The sequence below is a fragment of the Neisseria montereyensis genome, from assembly GCF_024834045.1.
Classification (GTDB): Bacteria; Pseudomonadota; Gammaproteobacteria; order Burkholderiales; family Neisseriaceae; genus Neisseria; species Neisseria montereyensis.
This window is the reverse complement of the sequence record NZ_JANUXW010000009.1, coordinates 1-16932: the sequence shown is the minus strand read 5'-3', so window position 1 is coordinate 16932 and position 16932 is coordinate 1. Positions and strand designations below refer to the sequence as shown.

Annotated in this window: 12 protein-coding genes, 1 tRNA gene and 1 pseudogene; 4 read left to right on the top strand and 10 right to left on the bottom strand. The window is 42.2% G+C overall.

Features of this window, described 5'->3' with window-relative positions; all coding sequences use genetic code 11:
* The first annotated feature begins 180 nt into the window (after window positions 1–180).
* From NXS09_RS08990 to mscL, 4 genes are all read left to right on the top strand, one after another.
* Window positions 181–1830, top strand: coding sequence for an ABC1 kinase family protein (locus NXS09_RS08990; protein ID WP_259292199.1), 1650 nt, complete (start codon window positions 181–183; stop codon window positions 1828–1830).
* Window positions 1831–1910: 80 nt separating this feature from the next.
* Complete coding sequence (locus NXS09_RS08985) at window positions 1911–2792, top strand: prephenate dehydrogenase (RefSeq protein WP_259292250.1); 882 nt, start codon at window positions 1911–1913, stop codon at window positions 2790–2792.
* Window positions 2793–2870: 78 nt separating this feature from the next.
* Complete coding sequence (locus NXS09_RS08980) at window positions 2871–3359, top strand: disulfide bond formation protein B (RefSeq protein WP_259292198.1); 489 nt, start codon at window positions 2871–2873, stop codon at window positions 3357–3359.
* A gap of 289 nt (window positions 3360–3648) precedes the next feature.
* A complete protein-coding gene (mscL, locus tag NXS09_RS08975) occupies window positions 3649–4080 on the top strand; it encodes a large conductance mechanosensitive channel protein MscL (protein ID WP_259292197.1) in 432 nt (143 codons plus the stop codon).
* Between the two features lie 323 nt (window positions 4081–4403).
* Here mscL and rpoC read toward each other — a convergent pair whose 3' ends face one another.
* From rpoC to NXS09_RS08925, 10 genes and pseudogenes are all read right to left on the bottom strand, one after another.
* Window positions 4404–8582, bottom strand: coding sequence for a DNA-directed RNA polymerase subunit beta' (gene rpoC / locus NXS09_RS08970; protein WP_259292196.1), 4179 nt, complete (start codon window positions 8580–8582; stop codon window positions 4404–4406).
* A 122-nt stretch (window positions 8583–8704) separates the two neighbouring features.
* Entirely contained in the window at window positions 8705–12883 is a 4179-nt protein-coding gene (gene rpoB / locus NXS09_RS08965; RefSeq protein ID WP_259292195.1) for a DNA-directed RNA polymerase subunit beta, read from the bottom strand.
* Window positions 12884–13150: 267 nt separating this feature from the next.
* A complete protein-coding gene (gene rplL, locus NXS09_RS08960; RefSeq protein WP_259292194.1) occupies window positions 13151–13522 on the bottom strand; it encodes a 50S ribosomal protein L7/L12 in 372 nt (123 codons plus the stop codon).
* A gap of 57 nt (window positions 13523–13579) precedes the next feature.
* The gene (rplJ, locus tag NXS09_RS08955; protein ID WP_259292193.1) at window positions 13580–14080 is read right to left on the bottom strand and encodes a 50S ribosomal protein L10; all 501 of its coding nucleotides are present in this window, start codon (window positions 14078–14080) and stop codon (window positions 13580–13582) included.
* 230 nt (window positions 14081–14310) lie between these two features.
* On the bottom strand, window positions 14311–15003 hold the full coding sequence (rplA, locus tag NXS09_RS08950) for a 50S ribosomal protein L1 (protein WP_259292192.1): 693 nt from the start codon (window positions 15001–15003) through the stop codon (window positions 14311–14313).
* The gene (rplK, locus tag NXS09_RS08945; RefSeq protein WP_259292191.1) at window positions 15003–15434 is read right to left on the bottom strand and encodes a 50S ribosomal protein L11; all 432 of its coding nucleotides are present in this window, start codon (window positions 15432–15434) and stop codon (window positions 15003–15005) included. The genes rplA and rplK overlap by 1 nt, the downstream gene beginning before the upstream one ends.
* Before the next feature lie 121 nt (window positions 15435–15555).
* Complete coding sequence (nusG, locus tag NXS09_RS08940) at window positions 15556–16092, bottom strand: transcription termination/antitermination protein NusG (RefSeq protein ID WP_259292190.1); 537 nt, start codon at window positions 16090–16092, stop codon at window positions 15556–15558.
* Between the two features lie 2 nt (window positions 16093–16094).
* Window positions 16095–16277 (bottom strand): annotated as a pseudogene (gene secE / locus NXS09_RS08935) (preprotein translocase subunit SecE); the annotation flags it as partial.
* 421 nt (window positions 16278–16698) lie between these two features.
* Window positions 16699–16774 (bottom strand) — tRNA-Trp (locus NXS09_RS08930).
* 6 nt (window positions 16775–16780) lie between these two features.
* A partial coding sequence (locus NXS09_RS08925) for an EF-Tu C-terminal domain-related protein (RefSeq protein ID WP_491904498.1) occupies window positions 16781–16932 on the bottom strand: 152 nt, incomplete at its 5' end.

The window sequence follows — 16932 nt, the reverse complement described above, 5'->3', positions numbered from 1 at the left end:
TATCCCGTGAATTGTTTTTCAGACGGCCTTAACCGTCTTTTATGTTATTCTTTATAGACATTAGGCATGTATATTGCCATTTTATCCGCCACAAAGTTGGAATGATAACGCAATATTGACCTATTTTTTGTGAAACAACGATTAAATTCTGAAATCAGCCGCTAAGATACAGCAAAAGTCATGATGATTCCAACACTACTTGCCATGCGCGACTTCCCTCGTATGCGTGAGATTATCGGCATTTTAAGCAAATACGGTTTGGGTGAATTCGTACAACGTATCAAATTATCTTATCAAGGTACTATCGATACTGCTCCGGATCCATCAAGCCGTTATATGAGTACGCCCCGCCGTTTCCGTATGGCATTTGAAGAGTTGGGGCCGACATTTGTCAAACTCGGTCAGGTACTTTCTACCCGTGTGGATATTTTCAGTGCGGAATGGATTGAAGAATTCGAACAGTTGCAAAGCAATGTCACCCCCATTCCGACAGCCGATATCCGCACCCTCATCGAATCGCATCTGGAACGGCCTATCGGGGAAATATTCAGGCATATCGACCCCGCACCTATCGGCAGCGCCTCTATCGCCCAAGTACACCGTGCCGAACTGATAAGCGGTGAAACCGTTGCCGTTAAAATCAAACGACCCGATATCGAAGCCACCATTCAGGCTGATTTGCGTATTCTAACCCATTTAGCCAATTTGATTGAATCGGAAATTCCCGAAACACGTCGTTACCGCCCCGTGCAAATGGTACAGTATTTCTCCCGCAGTCTGGCCAAAGAAACAGATTTGTCGGTTGAATTACGCTATATGCAACGATTTGCTTCCACTTTCGATCACGATAATTTTGTCCATATTCCCAAAGTGTACCAAGAATATTCCAACCGACATATTCTTGTACAAGAATATATCAGCGACACTTTATTGAAAGATATGCCGTCTGAAACATTCGATGCGGATACGCGCCGTATATTAGCAGAACGGATTACCGACACTTTATTCACCATGATGCTGAAGCAAGGCTTTTTCCATGCCGATCCGCATCCCGGTAATATTTTTATTAATCCAAACGGCCGTATTACCTTTATCGACTTCGGGTTGGTCGGCCACCTCAGCAACACACGCCGCCGGGAAATTGTACATCTTATCAATGCCCTCACCCGCCATGATCAATTTACCATGCAGTATGTATTGAGCAACTGGGCACAGGGTGATCTACCCGATGAAAACCTACTGGGTGCCGACGTGTTGGAAATGTTATTAAATTATGAACACACTCCGATACGGGACTTGCGTATTAGCCAAGTGATTAACGATATTACCCAGCTTATGCGCCGCCACGGCCTGACATTACCGGGAGATTTGGTCATGCTGTTTAAAGCCCTGATTACCCTTGAGGGCGTGGTTAAACGTTTGGACGGCAATGTCGAACTATTAGAACAAGCCAAGCCGATTGTAGAAGAAGTTTTCAACGAACGCGTTTCGCTCGAATATTTATTGCGGAAAAGCAAAGTACACGCCCAAACCATTGCTCAAGCTTTGGATGAGCTGCCGCAAAATATTTTCCGTCTCAGCCGCCGCCTACAAAAAGGCCAAGTCGGCATTCATCTTGATTTCAAACATTTCGACCAACTCAGCCATCAGATAGACCGTGCCACAAACCGTATGACAATGGGTATTGTTACCGCTGCCTTGATTATCGGTTCTTCCATTGTGATGAGTATTGAAACCGGCCCTAAATGGTTGGGTTTTATCGGGTATCTGCTGGCATTAGCCAATAGCGTCTGGATTATTTGGTCGATTTGGCGGTCAGGTAAACATTAAACAGATTTGGCAATAAGACTATTAAGCCGGCAGCGGTTGGAGTAAACTGCAAACTTTCAATGGCTTTATCTTCTTGTCCGATGAATAATCCCACCCCGTCCAAACGTATTACCCTAATAGGCGTCGGCCTGATAGGCGGTTCGTTTGTACTTGATTTAAAACACAAAGGTTTGGCAACCTCGGTAGTAGGTATTGATCTCAACCACGATAACCTTGAACGGGCGTTAGAACGTAAAGTGATAGATGCGGCTTTCGATCACATTAATACCGAAGCTGTTACAGGAGCGGATTTAGTGATTGTGGCGACACCTGTTTCAACCCTGCCTGCCGTATGCCGCCAACTCTCGACCGTACTTGAAAATCATAGCGTATTAATTGATGTCGGCAGTACCAAACAATCTGCAATCCATGCATTCCAAAAATATCTGCCGCATCACTTACCCTACTGTATCGCCACCCATCCGATTGCCGGCTCTGACCGTAGCGGTGCATTAGCGGCCCAATTCGGTTTATTTCAAGATAAAAAACTGATTATCTGCCCTCATGGGCAAGAAGATTCTGAAAGTTTGAATTGGGTATCGTCATTATGGCAAACCGTAGGCGCACAAACTTATCTGATGAGCGCTACAGAACACGACGGTATTTTTGCCGCAGTATCCCACCTGCCCCATGTATTGGCTTATGCTTATGTGAATCAGATTGCCACGCATCCGAACGGACAAGCTTATTTTGATTTTGCCGCCTCAGGCTTCCGCGATTTCACCCGAATAGCCTCCAGCCATCCCGCTATTTGGGTAGATATCTGTTTAGAAAATAAAAACAGCCTACTCGCATTATTGAGCGGACAGCAAGCCCAATTGGCCCAACTGGCTACAATGTTAAAAAATGGCGATGCCGATGCACTATACCGATATTTCGACCAAGCCAAACAAGCCAGAGATGCTTGGGCTGCATTACAATAAGCAACCATTTAAAGGCCGTCTGAACACCTGTTCAGACAATCTTGAACCTATATCAAATATGAAAACAAAAATGGAGCAATGACAAATATGTTTCGAAAATCACTTTGGTTAATTGTTTTATTATCCATATTTACCACTATCGGCTCACTCTTTGCACAATACGTCATGGGAATGAACCCTTGTGTTTTATGTATCTTGCAACGGTTGGCCGTTATCGCTGTAGGGATAATGGCTCTGCTTACTGCATTTGGCAAACAGGCCACCCGATTAGGTCGTACCGTACGCGCCATTTTAGTGAGCATTCCCGCCTTGTATGGTATGGGTGTCGCCATCTACCAAATCTATATCCAAAGCCTGCCTCCCGGTGCCGCACCTTCTTGCGGTGCTCCTTGGACTTTCCGTTTACGCGATTGGCCGCTGTTCGACTTATACGAACCGATTATCAGAGGATTTGGCGATTGCGCCATACCGGATTATTTTTTAGGTATTTCCCTACCCGTATGGAGTATTTTGTATTTCGGCTTTGTATTATTACTACTATGGGGTAGTTGGTTTAAGAATCGTTAATACAATTTATGATGAACTTTATGGCTCAACGGCCGCCTAATGCACAGGCAGTATTATCAATACGCCGGATTGCTTAGGTCGGCCTTTTTGCTTTTGGTAAAAATACTACATTTCTTAACAGACGGTCTTTTTTAAGTTCTGACGGAAACGAAAACTGCAATTATCCGCCGAAAAACAAAACTTAACAATCAAATACATATCATTGCAATAAATTTAGTAGTATGCGCGGTGTTTTGTTTAAGACAACAATACTTATTGTTGTATATATGATTTCAAGAAAGGAAATGTAATGTCTTTAGGAAAAGAATTTAAAGAATTTATTATGCGCGGTAACGTCATTGATTTGGCCGTCGGTATGGTTATCGGTACAGCATTCAGCGGTATTGTTAAGTCTTTGGTAGACGATGTCATTATGCCGCCTATCGGCATATTGATTGGCGGTGTAGATTTCTCTAATCTTTTTGTAACACTAAAAGAAGGCACTACCCCGCCTCCTTATGCTACTGTCGCTGCTGCGCAAGAAGCCGGTGCAGTAACCATGAATATCGGCCTGTTTATCAATACATTGATTAGCTTTGTGATTGTAGCCGCAGCTATTTTTCTTGTTATCAAATTAATCAATAAAATGAAACGTGAAGAACCCGCAGTAGAAGAAGCACCTGCCGAACCTTCTGAAGAAGTCGTATTATTGCGTGAAATCCGTGATTCATTGAATAAATAAGTATAAATATTTTATTATTCAAAGGCCGTCTGAAAAGCTTTCAGACGGCCTTTTATTTAATTTCTACATAACTATAAATAAATCACAATACGAACTTTCCTTTATCTAATACTTTTCAGACGGCCTAAAACTTAATCTTTCATAAAATATAAAATCAGAAAAATATATATAAAACCATCATAAGGTATGAGATCCGCTTCAAAGTCATGTCATCCGAGTATCAAAATTCTAATTAAATCTAACAACCTTATTTACACTCATAAAAAAGCTACCGATTGAAATATCAATCGGTAGCTTTTTTTCAAAGAAAATGAAAACTCACTTTATTGGGCTTCATCCACCTGATCATTAACTTCGGCTTCATGATGCGCCTGCCATGTTTGGCGACGGGTCCGGTGGTAAGTTAAGCCCGTACCGGCCGGAATCAGACGTCCTACAATCACGTTCTCTTTCAAGCCGCGTAGTTCGTCTTGTTTACCCATAATCGCTGCTTCAGTCAGCACACGCGTGGTTTCTTGGAACGAAGCCGCTGAAATAAAGCTGTCGGTCGACAATGAGGCTTTGGTAATACCCAATAACACATTTTCGTAACGGGCCGGCTCTTTGCCGTCTTTTTCCGCCCGTTCATTGGCCAAGGTCACATCACCGCGCTCAACTTGCTCACCGGTAATAAAGCCTGTTTCACCGGCATCGGCAATATTCACGCGACGCAGCATTTGACGAATGATGACTTCAATGTGTTTATCGGAAATTTTCACACCTTGCAGGCGGTAAACTTCCTGTACCTCTTGCACAATATAGCGCGCCAAAGCTTCAATGCCTTGTAAACGCAGAATATCATGCGGATCAACGGCACCGTCTACAATGGTTTCACCACGGTTTACGACTTGGCCGTCATGCACCAAAATCTGTTTCTCTTTAGAAATCAGTGTTTCGTAAGCCACACCATCAACATCGGTAATGATCAAACGCTGTTTGCCTTTGGTTTCTTTACCGAACGATACGGTACCGGTTACCTCGGCCAACATGCCTGCATCTTTAGGTACGCGTGCTTCAAACAATTCGGCCACACGCGGCAGACCACCGGTAATATCACGGGTTTTAGATGAAGCTTGCGGGATACGCGCCAATACATCACCCTTACCGATTTCTTGTCCCTCCCGAACGGTAATCACCGCACCGACAGGGAAGGTCATTGATACTGCGGTTTTCGTACCCGGCATACAAATTTCTTCACCGTTTTCGTCTAACAGTTTAACGGTCGGACGCAACAATTTAGAAGCGGATACGGAACGACGTTTACCGTCGATCACAACCAATGTAGACAAGCCGGTTACATCATCAGTCTGTTTGGCAACGGTTACGCCCTCTTCTACATTCTCAAACTTAATTAAGCCCGCATGTTCGGTAATCATCGGACGGGTATGCGGATCCCATGTTGCCAAGGTTTGGCCCGCTTTCACGGCCGCACCGTCTTGAACCAATAAGATGGCACCGTAAGGTACTTTATGACGCTCACGCTCACGGCCGATTTCGTCATGAATCACCAACTCACTGGAGCGGCCAATTACCACCAATTCGCCTTTATTATTGGCAACATAACGCATTTGACTGCTGAAACGTGCCGTACCGTTTGATTTCGCTTCTACTTGGCTGGCTGCTGCCGCACGGGAAGCCGCACCACCGATGTGGAATGTACGCATGGTCAACTGAGTACCCGGCTCACCGATAGACTGGGCGGCAATCACACCAACCGCCTCACCGGTATTTACCAACTTGCCTCGTGCCAAGTCGCGACCATAACAGTGTGCACACAAGCCATAACGGGTTTTACAGGTAATCGGTGTACGGACTTTAACTTCATCGACACCGGATTGGTCAATAATATCAACCAATTGCTCGTTTAATAATGTACCGGCTTCTACCAGCGTTTCCCCGCTTGACGGATCAATCACATCAGAAGCAGTCACACGACCTAAAATACGGTCACGCAGCGGCTCAATTACATCACCACCTTGCACAACGGCTTTCATTACAAAGCCATCAGTGGTACCGCAATCGTCTTCCACCACCACCAAGTCTTGGGTTACGTCAACCAAACGACGGGTCAGATAACCTGAGTTGGCTGTTTTCAATGCCGTATCCGCCAAACCTTTACGCGCACCGTGTGTCGCAATAAAGTATTGCAATACGGTCAAGCCTTCACGGAAGTTAGAAGTAATCGGTGTTTCAATAATCGATCCGTCCGGTTTCGCCATCAAACCACGCATACCGGAAAGCTGTTTAATCTGAGCAGCCGAACCACGGGCACCAGAGTCTGCCATCATATAAATAGAGTTAAACGACTCTTGATCGACTTCATTGCCATCACGGTCAATTACTTTCTGTGTAGAAAGATTATCCATCATCGCTTTGGCAATTCTATCGCCGGCACGACCCCAAATATCGACCACTTTATTGTAGCGCTCACCATTGGTAACCAAACCCTGACGATATTGGTCTTCAATCTCTTTCACTTCGCTTTGCGCTTCAGCCAACAATGAGGCTTTCTCTTTCGGAATTTCCATGTCGTCGACACAAATCGAAATACCGCCTTTCGCTGCAAAACCGAAGCCCATATACATCAGATGGTCGGCGAAAATAACCGTATCACGCAATCCGCACAAACGGAACGAAGCATTAATAAGCTTAGAAATTTCTTTCTTTTTCAGCGCTTTATTAACATATTCGAATGGTAATCCTTTAGGCAGGATCTCACTCAATAATGCACGGCCAACCGTTGTTTCATAGCGCTTAACAACAGGCTCGAACTCACCCTGCTCGTTCTTTTCCCACTCACGCAAACGAACGGTAATTTTAGTGCCTAATTCAACCTGTTTCGTATGGTAAGCACGATGTACTTCTTTTACATCGGCAAACAAGCTGCCTTCGCCTTTTGCATTAATCCGGTCACGGGTCATGTAATACAGACCCAATACGATATCTTGTGAAGGTACAATAATCGGTTCGCCGTTAGCAGGAGACAACACATTATTAGAAGCCAGCATCAATGTACGCGCTTCCATTTGTGCTTCCAAGCTCAACGGAACGTGAACGGCCATTTGGTCACCGTCGAAGTCGGCGTTAAATGCCGCACACACCAACGGATGAAGCTGAATAGCTTTACCTTCAATCAAAATCGGTTCGAAAGCTTGAATACCCAAACGGTGCAATGTCGGTGCACGGTTAAGCATAATCGGATGCTCGCGAATCACTTCTTCTAAAATATCCCAAACTTCCGGCACTTCTTGTTCAACCAATTTTTTCGCCGCTTTTACTGTTGAAGCCAAGCCTTGTTTTTCCAATTTATGGAAAATAAACGGTTTGAACAATTCCAAAGCCATTTTTTTCGGCAAGCCGCATTGATGCAGACGCAGGTAAGGGCCAACGGTAATTACGGAACGACCGGAATAGTCGACACGTTTACCCAGCAGGTTTTGACGGAAACGACCGCCTTTACCTTTAATCATATCGGCCAATGATTTCAACGGACGCTTATTGGCACCTGTCATGGCTTTACCGCGACGGCCGTTATCCAACAATGAATCTACAGCTTCTTGCAGCATACGTTTTTCATTGCGAACAATAATATCAGGTGCATGCAACTCCAATAAACGTTTCAAACGGTTATTACGGTTAATTACGCGACGATATAAGTCGTTCAAATCAGAAGTCGCAAAACGACCGCCATCCAACGGTACCAACGGACGTAAATCAGGTGGCAACACCGGCAGCACATCCATAATCATCCATTCAAGTTTCATACCTGAACGTTGGAATGCTTCCAGTACTTTCAAACGTTTAGCAATTTTTTTGATTTTAGTATCAGAACCTGTTGATTCCAATTCTTGACGCAACACTTCGATTTCTGAAGTGATATCCAAGCTTCGCAATAATTCACGAACACCTTCGGCACCCATTTTGGCGTCAAAATCATCACCATATTCTTCTAATTTGGTGTAGTAATCATCTTCGGTTAACAATTGGCGACGTTGCAACGGTGTCATACCGGGATCGGTGACAACAAAAGCCTCAAAATACAATACACGCTCAATATCGCGCAGCGTCATATCCAATACCATACCCAAACGGGAAGGTAAGGATTTCAAGAACCAAATATGCGCAACAGGCGCAGCCAACTCAATATGTCCCATACGTTCACGACGTACTTTGGACAACGTTACTTCAACGCCACATTTTTCACAGGTTACGCCTTTAAATTTTAAGCGTTTGTATTTACCGCACAAACATTCATAGTCTTTAACCGGGCCGAAAATTTTGGCACAGAACAAACCATCACGTTCAGGCTTAAAGGTACGATAGTTAATGGTTTCAGGTTTTTTGACTTCACCATAAGACCATGAACGGATAGTTTCCGGGGATGCAATACCAATTTTAATTGCATCAAATTCTTCTTCTATGCCGGCAGACTGCAACGGGTTAAATAAGTTTAACAAATTCATTTTTGCTCCTTTTGGAACGGTAATCTTCAGACGGCCTATAACGAATTAAAGCCACTTATTTGAAAATCTTTTTTCAGACGGCCTTATTTAAATAGGCCGTCTGAAACCGGTTCCTTAATTATTCAATAACGTTCCAGATCGATATCCAAGCCCAATGAGCGGATTTCTTTCACCAACACGTTGAAAGACTCCGGCATGCCGGCATCGATTTTATGTTCGCCTTTAACAATGTTTTCATACATTTTCGTACGGCCTGTTACGTCATCCGACTTCACCGTCAACATTTCTTGCAAGGTATATGCAGCACCATAAGCTTCCAGTGCCCACACCTCCATCTCACCGAAACGCTGACCACCGAATTGGGCTTTACCACCAAGCGGCTGTTGTGTCACAAGGCTATAAGGACCGGTAGAACGGGCGTGCATTTTTTCATCTACCAAGTGATGTAGTTTCAAATAATGCATCACACCAACAGTGACTTTACGGTCAAACGGTTCACCGGAGCGGCCGTCATATAGCGTAATTTGTGTTTTGCTATCATTAAAGCCTAGTTTTTGTATTTCCGGGTCTTCACTTGGATAAGCAAGATTCAACATTTCATAGATTTCGTTTTCTTTTGCTCCGTCAAACACAGGTGAAGCAAAAGTAGCACCATTTTTCAGGTTTTCAGCTAGGGTCAAAATCTCTTCGTCACTCAAATCATCGAGATTTTCTTGCTTACCACTGCTGTTATAAAGCTGATTCAAGAAAGCGCGGATATCACTCACTTTTCTTTGTTCAGCCAACATACGGTCAATACGTTCGCCAATACCTTTGGCCGCCCAACCCAAATGGACTTCTAAAATCTGACCGATATTCATACGACTAGGTACACCCAACGGGTTCAACACGATATCCACCGGACGACCGTCTGCCATATAAGGCATGTCTTCCACCGGAAGAATACGAGATACAACACCTTTATTACCATGTCGACCCGCCATCTTGTCACCTGCTTGTAAACGGCGTTTAATCGCGATGAATACCTTAACCATTTTCTGAACACCCGGCTGTAATTCGTCGCCTTGAGTCAGTTTTTTCTTTTTCACTTCATATAGTTCATCGGCTTCCGCACGTTTTTGCTGTAAGCTGACTTTAATTAACTCTAATTGTTTAGCCAATGAATCATCAGCCAATCTGATATCAAACCAATCATGTTTGCTAGGCAGAGAAGCTAAATATTCAGCCGTAATATCACTATCTTTAGCTAATTTCAGAGGTCCGCCATTGGCTTTTTGGCCGACAATCATGCGCTCAATACGGCTAAAGGCATCATTATCAAAAATACGTAATTGATCGCTTAAGTCTTGGCGATAACGTTTCAACTCTGAATCGATAATAGATTGTGCCCGTTTATCACGTTGAATACCTTCGCGTGTAAATACCTGAACATCAATCACAGTACCACTCATACCGGTTGGCATACGCAAAGAAGTATCTTTAACATCCGAGGCTTTTTCACCAAAAATGGCACGCAGCAGTTTTTCTTCAGGTGTCAATTGGGTTTCACCTTTAGGTGTTACCTTACCCACCAAAACGTCGCCAGCTTCCACTTCCGCACCAATATATACAATACCTGATTCATCCAATCGATTTTGCATACGCTCAGATAGATTCGGAATATCTCGAGTAATATCTTCTGCACCCAACTTAGTATCACGGGCAACCACGTTCAGCTCTTCAATATGTATAGAGGTGTAGCGATCATCTGCCGCCACTTTCTCTGAAATCAAAATTGAATCTTCATAGTTGTATCCATTCCAAGGCATAAAGGCGATAGTCATATTCTGACCTAAAGCCAATTCGCCCAAATCAGTGGAAGCACCGTCGGCTACCACATCACCACGTTGCAAGATGTCGCCAGCTTTCACAACAGGACGTTGGTTAATGTTGGTAGATTGGTTTGAACGGGTAAATTTCACCAAGTTATAAATATCAACACCCACTTCACCCGCCGTAGCCTCATCATCATGCACACGCACGACAATACGGTTGGCATCAACATATTCCACAATACCACCACGACGGGCCACAATAGCAGTTGCGGAATCCACTGCTACGGAGCGCTCAATACCGGTACCGACCATCGGTTTTTCAGGGCGTAAACAAGGTACAGCTTGACGTTGCATGTTCGCACCCATCAAGGCACGGTTAGCATCATCATGTTCCAAGAATGGAATCAATGATGCCGCTACCGATACCACTTGACCTGTCGCCACATCCATATACTGAACACGGTCGGCCGTCGCCATAATGGTTTCGCCTTTTTCACGACAGGTAATCAAATCACCAGTCAAACGGCCGTCTGAATCCAATTCCGCATTTGCCTGCGCAATAACATAACGACCTTCTTCAATAGCAGACAAATAATCAATTTCATCAGTTACCTTACCATCAATAACTCGACGGTAAGGTGTTTCCAAGAAACCATATTCGTTGGTACGCGCATAAACAGACAAAGAGTTAATCAAACCGATGTTTGGGCCCTCTGGTGTTTCAATCGGGCATACACGACCATAGTGCGTTGGGTGCACGTCTCGCACCTCAAAACCAGCACGTTCACGAGTCAAACCACCCGGACCAAGCGCAGATACACGGCGTTTATGGGTAATTTCAGATAATGGATTCGTCTGATCCATAAATTGGCTCAATTGGCTAGAGCCAAAAAACTCTTTAATCGCTGCCGAAACAGGTTTGGCATTAATCAAATCATGCGGCATCAAATTCTCAGATTCAGCCTGATTCAAACGCTCTTTAACGGCTCTTTCAACACGGGCCAACCCGCTACGGAATTGATTCTCAACCAATTCACCCACAGAGCGCACGCGACGATTGCCCAAGTGGTCGATATCGTCCACCTCACCATGTCCATTACGCAGCTCAACCAAAGTGGCAATAGAAACAACAATATCCTCCACACTCAGAACAAAGCCACCTTTTTCCCCAGCGCCTGCAAACGTTTCATTTAATAAACGTCCATACCATGAGTTCGCCTGAGTATCAGTTAATTTTTGCTCGTAAGTACGGGTATTAAATTTCATGCGCCCTACGCGGGATAAGTCATAACTGTCTTCATTAAAGAATAAACGGTTAAAGAGCAACTCAACTGCTTCTTCTGTTGGTGGTTCGCCTGGGCGCATCATGCGGTAGATAGCTACTCTTGCCGCCTGTTGATCAGCTGTTTCATCCGTACGCAATGTATTGGAAATATAGCCACCTTGATCCAATTCATTAATATAAAGTGTTTCTACTTTTTCAATAGCATGAATATCTAACTTGGCTAATAATTCTTCCGTAATTTCTTCATTTGCAGTTGCTAAAACTTCACCTGTATCAGGAACAATTAAGTCAGTAGACAATATTTTTCCTAATAAACTTTCAGGTTCCACATCCATGCGCGTAAGCCCTGCATTGCTGATATCACGAATATTCTTAGCAGTAATACGCTTGCCTTTGGCAACCAATACTTTGCCATCTTTATCAACGATATCTAACTTAGCAGTTTCGCCTTTAAGGCGATTAACAATTAAATCAGTTTGAACGCCATTTTTGGAAAGATAAAAAGTTTCTTTATCATAAAAAATATCTAAGATTTGCTCGTTGTCATAACCAAGTGCTTTTAACAAAATAGTTACCGGCATCTTACGTCGGCGGTCAATACGGAAATACAGTAAATCCTTAGGATCAAATTCAAAATCTAACCAAGACCCACGATAAGGAATAATACGAGCAGAAAATAATAATTTTCCAGATGAATGCGTTTTACCACGATCATGCTCGAAAAACACACCTGGAGAACGGTGTAACTGAGAAACAATCACACGCTCAGTACCATTGATAACAAATGACCCGCTAGGTGTCATTAATGGAATTTCACCCATATACACTTCATTTTCACGCACTTCTTTCACCGTTGGTTTAGAAGATTCTTTATCTAAAATCACCAAACGAATACGGGCACGCAATGGGGCTGCATATGTAATCCCTCGTAATTGACACTCAGGAATATCGAATAACGGCTCACCTAAAACATAATGCACAAATTCCAATCTTGCATACCCATTATGGCTTACAATTGGAAAAATAGAATTAAACGCAGCCTGAAGACCTTCATCACTACGTTGATTAAATAATTTATCCAACTGCAAGAACTTGGAATAAGAATCTAATTGTGTCGCCAGCAAGAAAGGAACACCAAGCACATTTGCTCTTTTAGCAAAACTCTTACGAATACGTTTTTTCTCAGTAAAAGAATAACTCATACAATACTCCATTAGTGGGAGGCTTTATCGTTAAATAAAGTTTAAGAATTAAGTATAGGAAAAAAATAATTAACGTACTTAAACTTAAATAAAAAAAACAAGACAAATAACAGTTTAATGCAAAATACTTAAATTTAAATATTTACATTTATTTCCAAAAAAATTAGCTCAATATTGTTAATAAATGTAAATATTTAATAGCTAATATAGAAACAAGCAAAATAAGGCTGGTAGATAAATCTACCAGCCTTATTTCTCACGAAATGATTATTTAATTTCAACTTTCGCGCCAGCATCTTCCAGCTGTTTTTGGATTTCTTCAGCTTCGGCTTTAGAAACACCTTCTTTAACTGTTTTAGGTGCACCATCTACCATATCTTTGGCTTCTTTCAAGCCCAAGCCAGTGATAGCACGAACAACTTTAATCACACCTACTTTTTGATCACCAGCAGAAGCCAAAACTACATCAAACTCAGTTTTTTCTTCAGCTGCACCTGCTCCTGCGCCTGCAGGGCCTGCAACAGCGACGGCTGCAGCAGATACACCAAATTTTTCTTCAAATGCTTTAACCAAGTCATTCAACTCCATAACGGTTAAAGAACCAACTGCTTCTAAAATGTCTTCTTTAGTAATAGCCATGCTATTTAACTCCAAATTTATATATAAAAAATAATTAAAACAAAATTAATTTAATAATTAAGCAGCTTCTTCACCAGCTTTTTTCTCAGCCAAAGCAGCCAAAGCACGCGCAAAACCTGAAACTGGTGCCTGCATAACGAATAGCAGTTTAGATAACAACTCTTCACGGCTCGGAATAGAAGCTAGCTCACTTACTTGGGTGACATCTAATAAATCACCATTGTAAGAACCTGCTTTCACAATAATTTTGTCATCTTTTTTCGCGAATTGATGCAGCACTTTTGCAGCAGCAACAGGATCTTCAGATGCAGCATACACTAAAGGGCCAACCATTTGATCAGCCAAAGCAGCAAATGAAGTTCCCTCAACGGCACGACGAGCTAATGTATTTTTTAAAACACGCAAATATACACCTTCTTTGCGAGCATTAGCACGAAGTTCTGTCATGCTTGCAACACTGATACCGCGATACTCAGCAACTACCATAGTTTGAGCATTAGCGATGGCCCCACTAATCTCTTCTACTGTTGCTTTCTTGGTTTCAATATTGAGACTCAAGGTCTACCTCCCACTGTTAAAAGAAGAAATACCATTGGTATTTCACCAGCGCGGCAACCTAAAAAGACATTTTACAAGAAATACTTGATTATTCTATTCAGGACTACCGTCTGCGTAGGGCAATTACGATTAAATCTTACGATCCCTACGGTCTTGGACATCTACTTAAAATTAAGTAGCCCAATTTCAAACAGTATTAATGAACTCAATAATACTGTTTGAAATTTTATTTAGTTGACACTTGAAGTATCAACCCTAACACCTAAACCCATTGTGCTTGATAAGGCAATTTTCTTCAAATATTGACCTTTAGCAGCTGCAGGTTTTGCTTTAACAACTGCATCCAACAAAGCATTGAAATTTTCACGCAAATCAGCTTCCGAAAAAGAAGCACGACCAATGGTAGCGTGAACAATACCTGATTTATCAGTACGATATTGAACTTGGCCTGCTTTAGCATTTTTTACTGCTTCGGCAATATTCGGGGTAACGGTACCAACTTTAGGATTTGGCATTAAACCACGGGGGCCTAAAATCGTACCTAGTTGACCCACAATACGCATAGCATCTGGTGATGCAATAACAACATCAAAATTTAGATTGCCTTTTTTCACTTCATCAGCCAAATCTTCAAAGCCAACAACATCTGCACCCGCAGCTTGAGCAGCTTCAACATTTGCACCTTGAGTAAAAACAGCTACACGAGTAGTTTTGCCAGTACCTTTAGGCAAAACGACAGAACCACGAATAACCTGATCTGATTTACGCGGATCAACACCTAAATTAAAAGAAACATCAATAGACTCATCAAACTTAGCAGTGGCAGATTGCTTAACCAAAGCAACCGCTTCGTCAATTGCATACAACTTATTAGCTTCCACAGAGGCACGCAAAGCTTTTAAACGTTTAGAAATTTTAGCCATTACACACCCTCCACATCCAAGCCCATAGATCGGGCAGAGCCTGCAATAATACGAACTGCAGCATCTAAATCAGCAGCAGTCAAATCAGGCTCTTTAGTTTTCGCAATTTCTTCCAACTGAGCTCGAGTAACCTTACCTACTTTATTCGTTAACGGATTTGAACTACCCTTTTGAATACCAGCAGCTTTTTTCAGTAAAATAGTTGCCGGCGGCGTTTTCATTACAAAAGTAAATGATTTATCCGCAAAAGCAGTGATAACAACAGGAATCGGCAACCCTGGCTCCATAGATTGTGTTGCGGCATTAAACGCTTTACAAAACTCCATAATATTCAACCCGCGCTGACCCAAAGCCGGACCTACGGGAGGAGATGGATTAGCTTTACCTGCAGGGATCTGCAGTTTAATGTAACCTACAATTTTCTTTGCCACTTTTAATAACTCCTAAAAAAACGGGTCAAACGCAGAAAAATCCGCTCCCCAAAAAATTTAAGCTAATTATTATAGCTAATAGATTTTAAAAAATCAATACAGCTTATTAAACCACGTTAAATTACTGTACTTTTTCAACTTGGTTAAACTCAAGCTCTACCGGAGTTTCCCTACCAAAAATCTGAACGGAAACTCGCAACTTATTACGCTCATAATTCACTTCTTCAACAATACCGGTAAAATCAGCAAACGGGCCTTCATTCACCCTAACCTGTTGCCCAATTTCAAATTCAACTTTAGGCTTAGGCTTCTCAACGCCAGACTGAACTTGTTGCAGAATTAAATCAACTTCTTTTTTAGTAATCGGCGTCGGACGATTTGCTTTCCCACCAATAAAACCAGATACTCTTGGTGTACTCTTAACTAGATGCCAAGAGTCATCAGTCATCTCCATCTCTATCAATACATAACCGGGAAAAAATTTTCTCTCACTGACTGTCTTCCGGCCATTTTTAATATCCATCACCTCTTCAACAGGCACTAAAATTTGACCGAAATAATTTTCCATCCCCTCTCGTGCAATGCGCTCTTGCAATGTTTTCTGCACATTTTTTTCAAAGCCAGAATAAGCTTGTACAACATACCAACGCTTAGCCATCTTTATCCTCTCTTTAACAATAAGTCAAAAAACAGCCATGAAATCAAACTATCGGCCGCATAAATAAATAACGATAAAACTGCCACAAATATAACTACAAACAGAGTCATCCTCAAAGAATCTTTACGTGCTGGCCAAACAACTTTTTTAAATTCAACTATTGATGCTTTAACATACGAGACTAATCTCCTACCAAAATCACACCAATACAACACCAGAATCAACCCCAAAATTATACCAACGGCTGGAAATAAATATCGAGTGTAAATAGGCAAGTATGAGTAGTAATAAAAAGCCCAAATACCTGCCGCAACAAATGCAAATGCAATTAATAATTTAAATACATCAGCCCCTTTAAAGCCCACATTATCTCCATTTTTATTAGATAATTTATTTTTAGTTTCCATAACTGATGAAAGCTTCTCTTCTTTACCTCGCGGTGTATTCTCAGTCATTATTTTTCCATTTTTCAATTAAATAAAATGAACCCGGGATAGATACCAATAAGACATAATATCTATTATTTAAATTACCTGCCAGATTTAAATAATTATAAAAATATTAAAGTAAAAAATTAACCGGCACTAGGCCGGTTAATTTTTAATATGGCAGGCCAGGAGGGTCTCGAACCCCCAACCCTCGGTTTTGGAGACCGATACTCTACCAATTGAGCTACTGGCCTTTAAATTTAAGCAATAATAGAAGATACCACTCCGGCACCTACTGTACGACCACCCTCGCGAATGGCAAAACGTAAACCTTCTTCCATAGCAATCGGAGCAATCAACTCTACCGAAATCGTTACATTCTCACCCGGCATTACCATTTCCACACCTTCTT

What these genes read in the sequence shown, in the direction of transcription:
- rpoB (WP_259292195.1), bottom strand. Translation starts at nt 12,883, where the DNA reads ATGAGTTATTCTTTTACTGAGAAAAAACGTATTCGTAAGAGTTTTGCT.
- NXS09_RS08985 (WP_259292250.1), top strand. Translation starts at nt 1,911, where the DNA reads ATGAATAATCCCACCCCGTCCAAACGTATTACCCTAATAGGCGTCGGC.
- rpoC (WP_259292196.1), bottom strand. Translation starts at nt 8,582, where the DNA reads ATGAATTTGTTAAACTTATTTAACCCGTTGCAGTCTGCCGGCATAGAA.
- NXS09_RS08990 (WP_259292199.1), top strand. Translation starts at nt 181, where the DNA reads ATGATGATTCCAACACTACTTGCCATGCGCGACTTCCCTCGTATGCGT.
- nusG (WP_259292190.1), bottom strand. Translation starts at nt 16,092, where the DNA reads ATGGCTAAGCGTTGGTATGTTGTACAAGCTTATTCTGGCTTTGAAAAA.
- rplL (WP_259292194.1), bottom strand. Translation starts at nt 13,522, where the DNA reads ATGGCTATTACTAAAGAAGACATTTTAGAAGCAGTTGGTTCTTTAACC.
- NXS09_RS08980 (WP_259292198.1), top strand. Translation starts at nt 2,871, where the DNA reads ATGACAAATATGTTTCGAAAATCACTTTGGTTAATTGTTTTATTATCC.
- mscL (WP_259292197.1), top strand. Translation starts at nt 3,649, where the DNA reads ATGTCTTTAGGAAAAGAATTTAAAGAATTTATTATGCGCGGTAACGTC.
- rplA (WP_259292192.1), bottom strand. Translation starts at nt 15,003, where the DNA reads ATGGCTAAAATTTCTAAACGTTTAAAAGCTTTGCGTGCCTCTGTGGAA.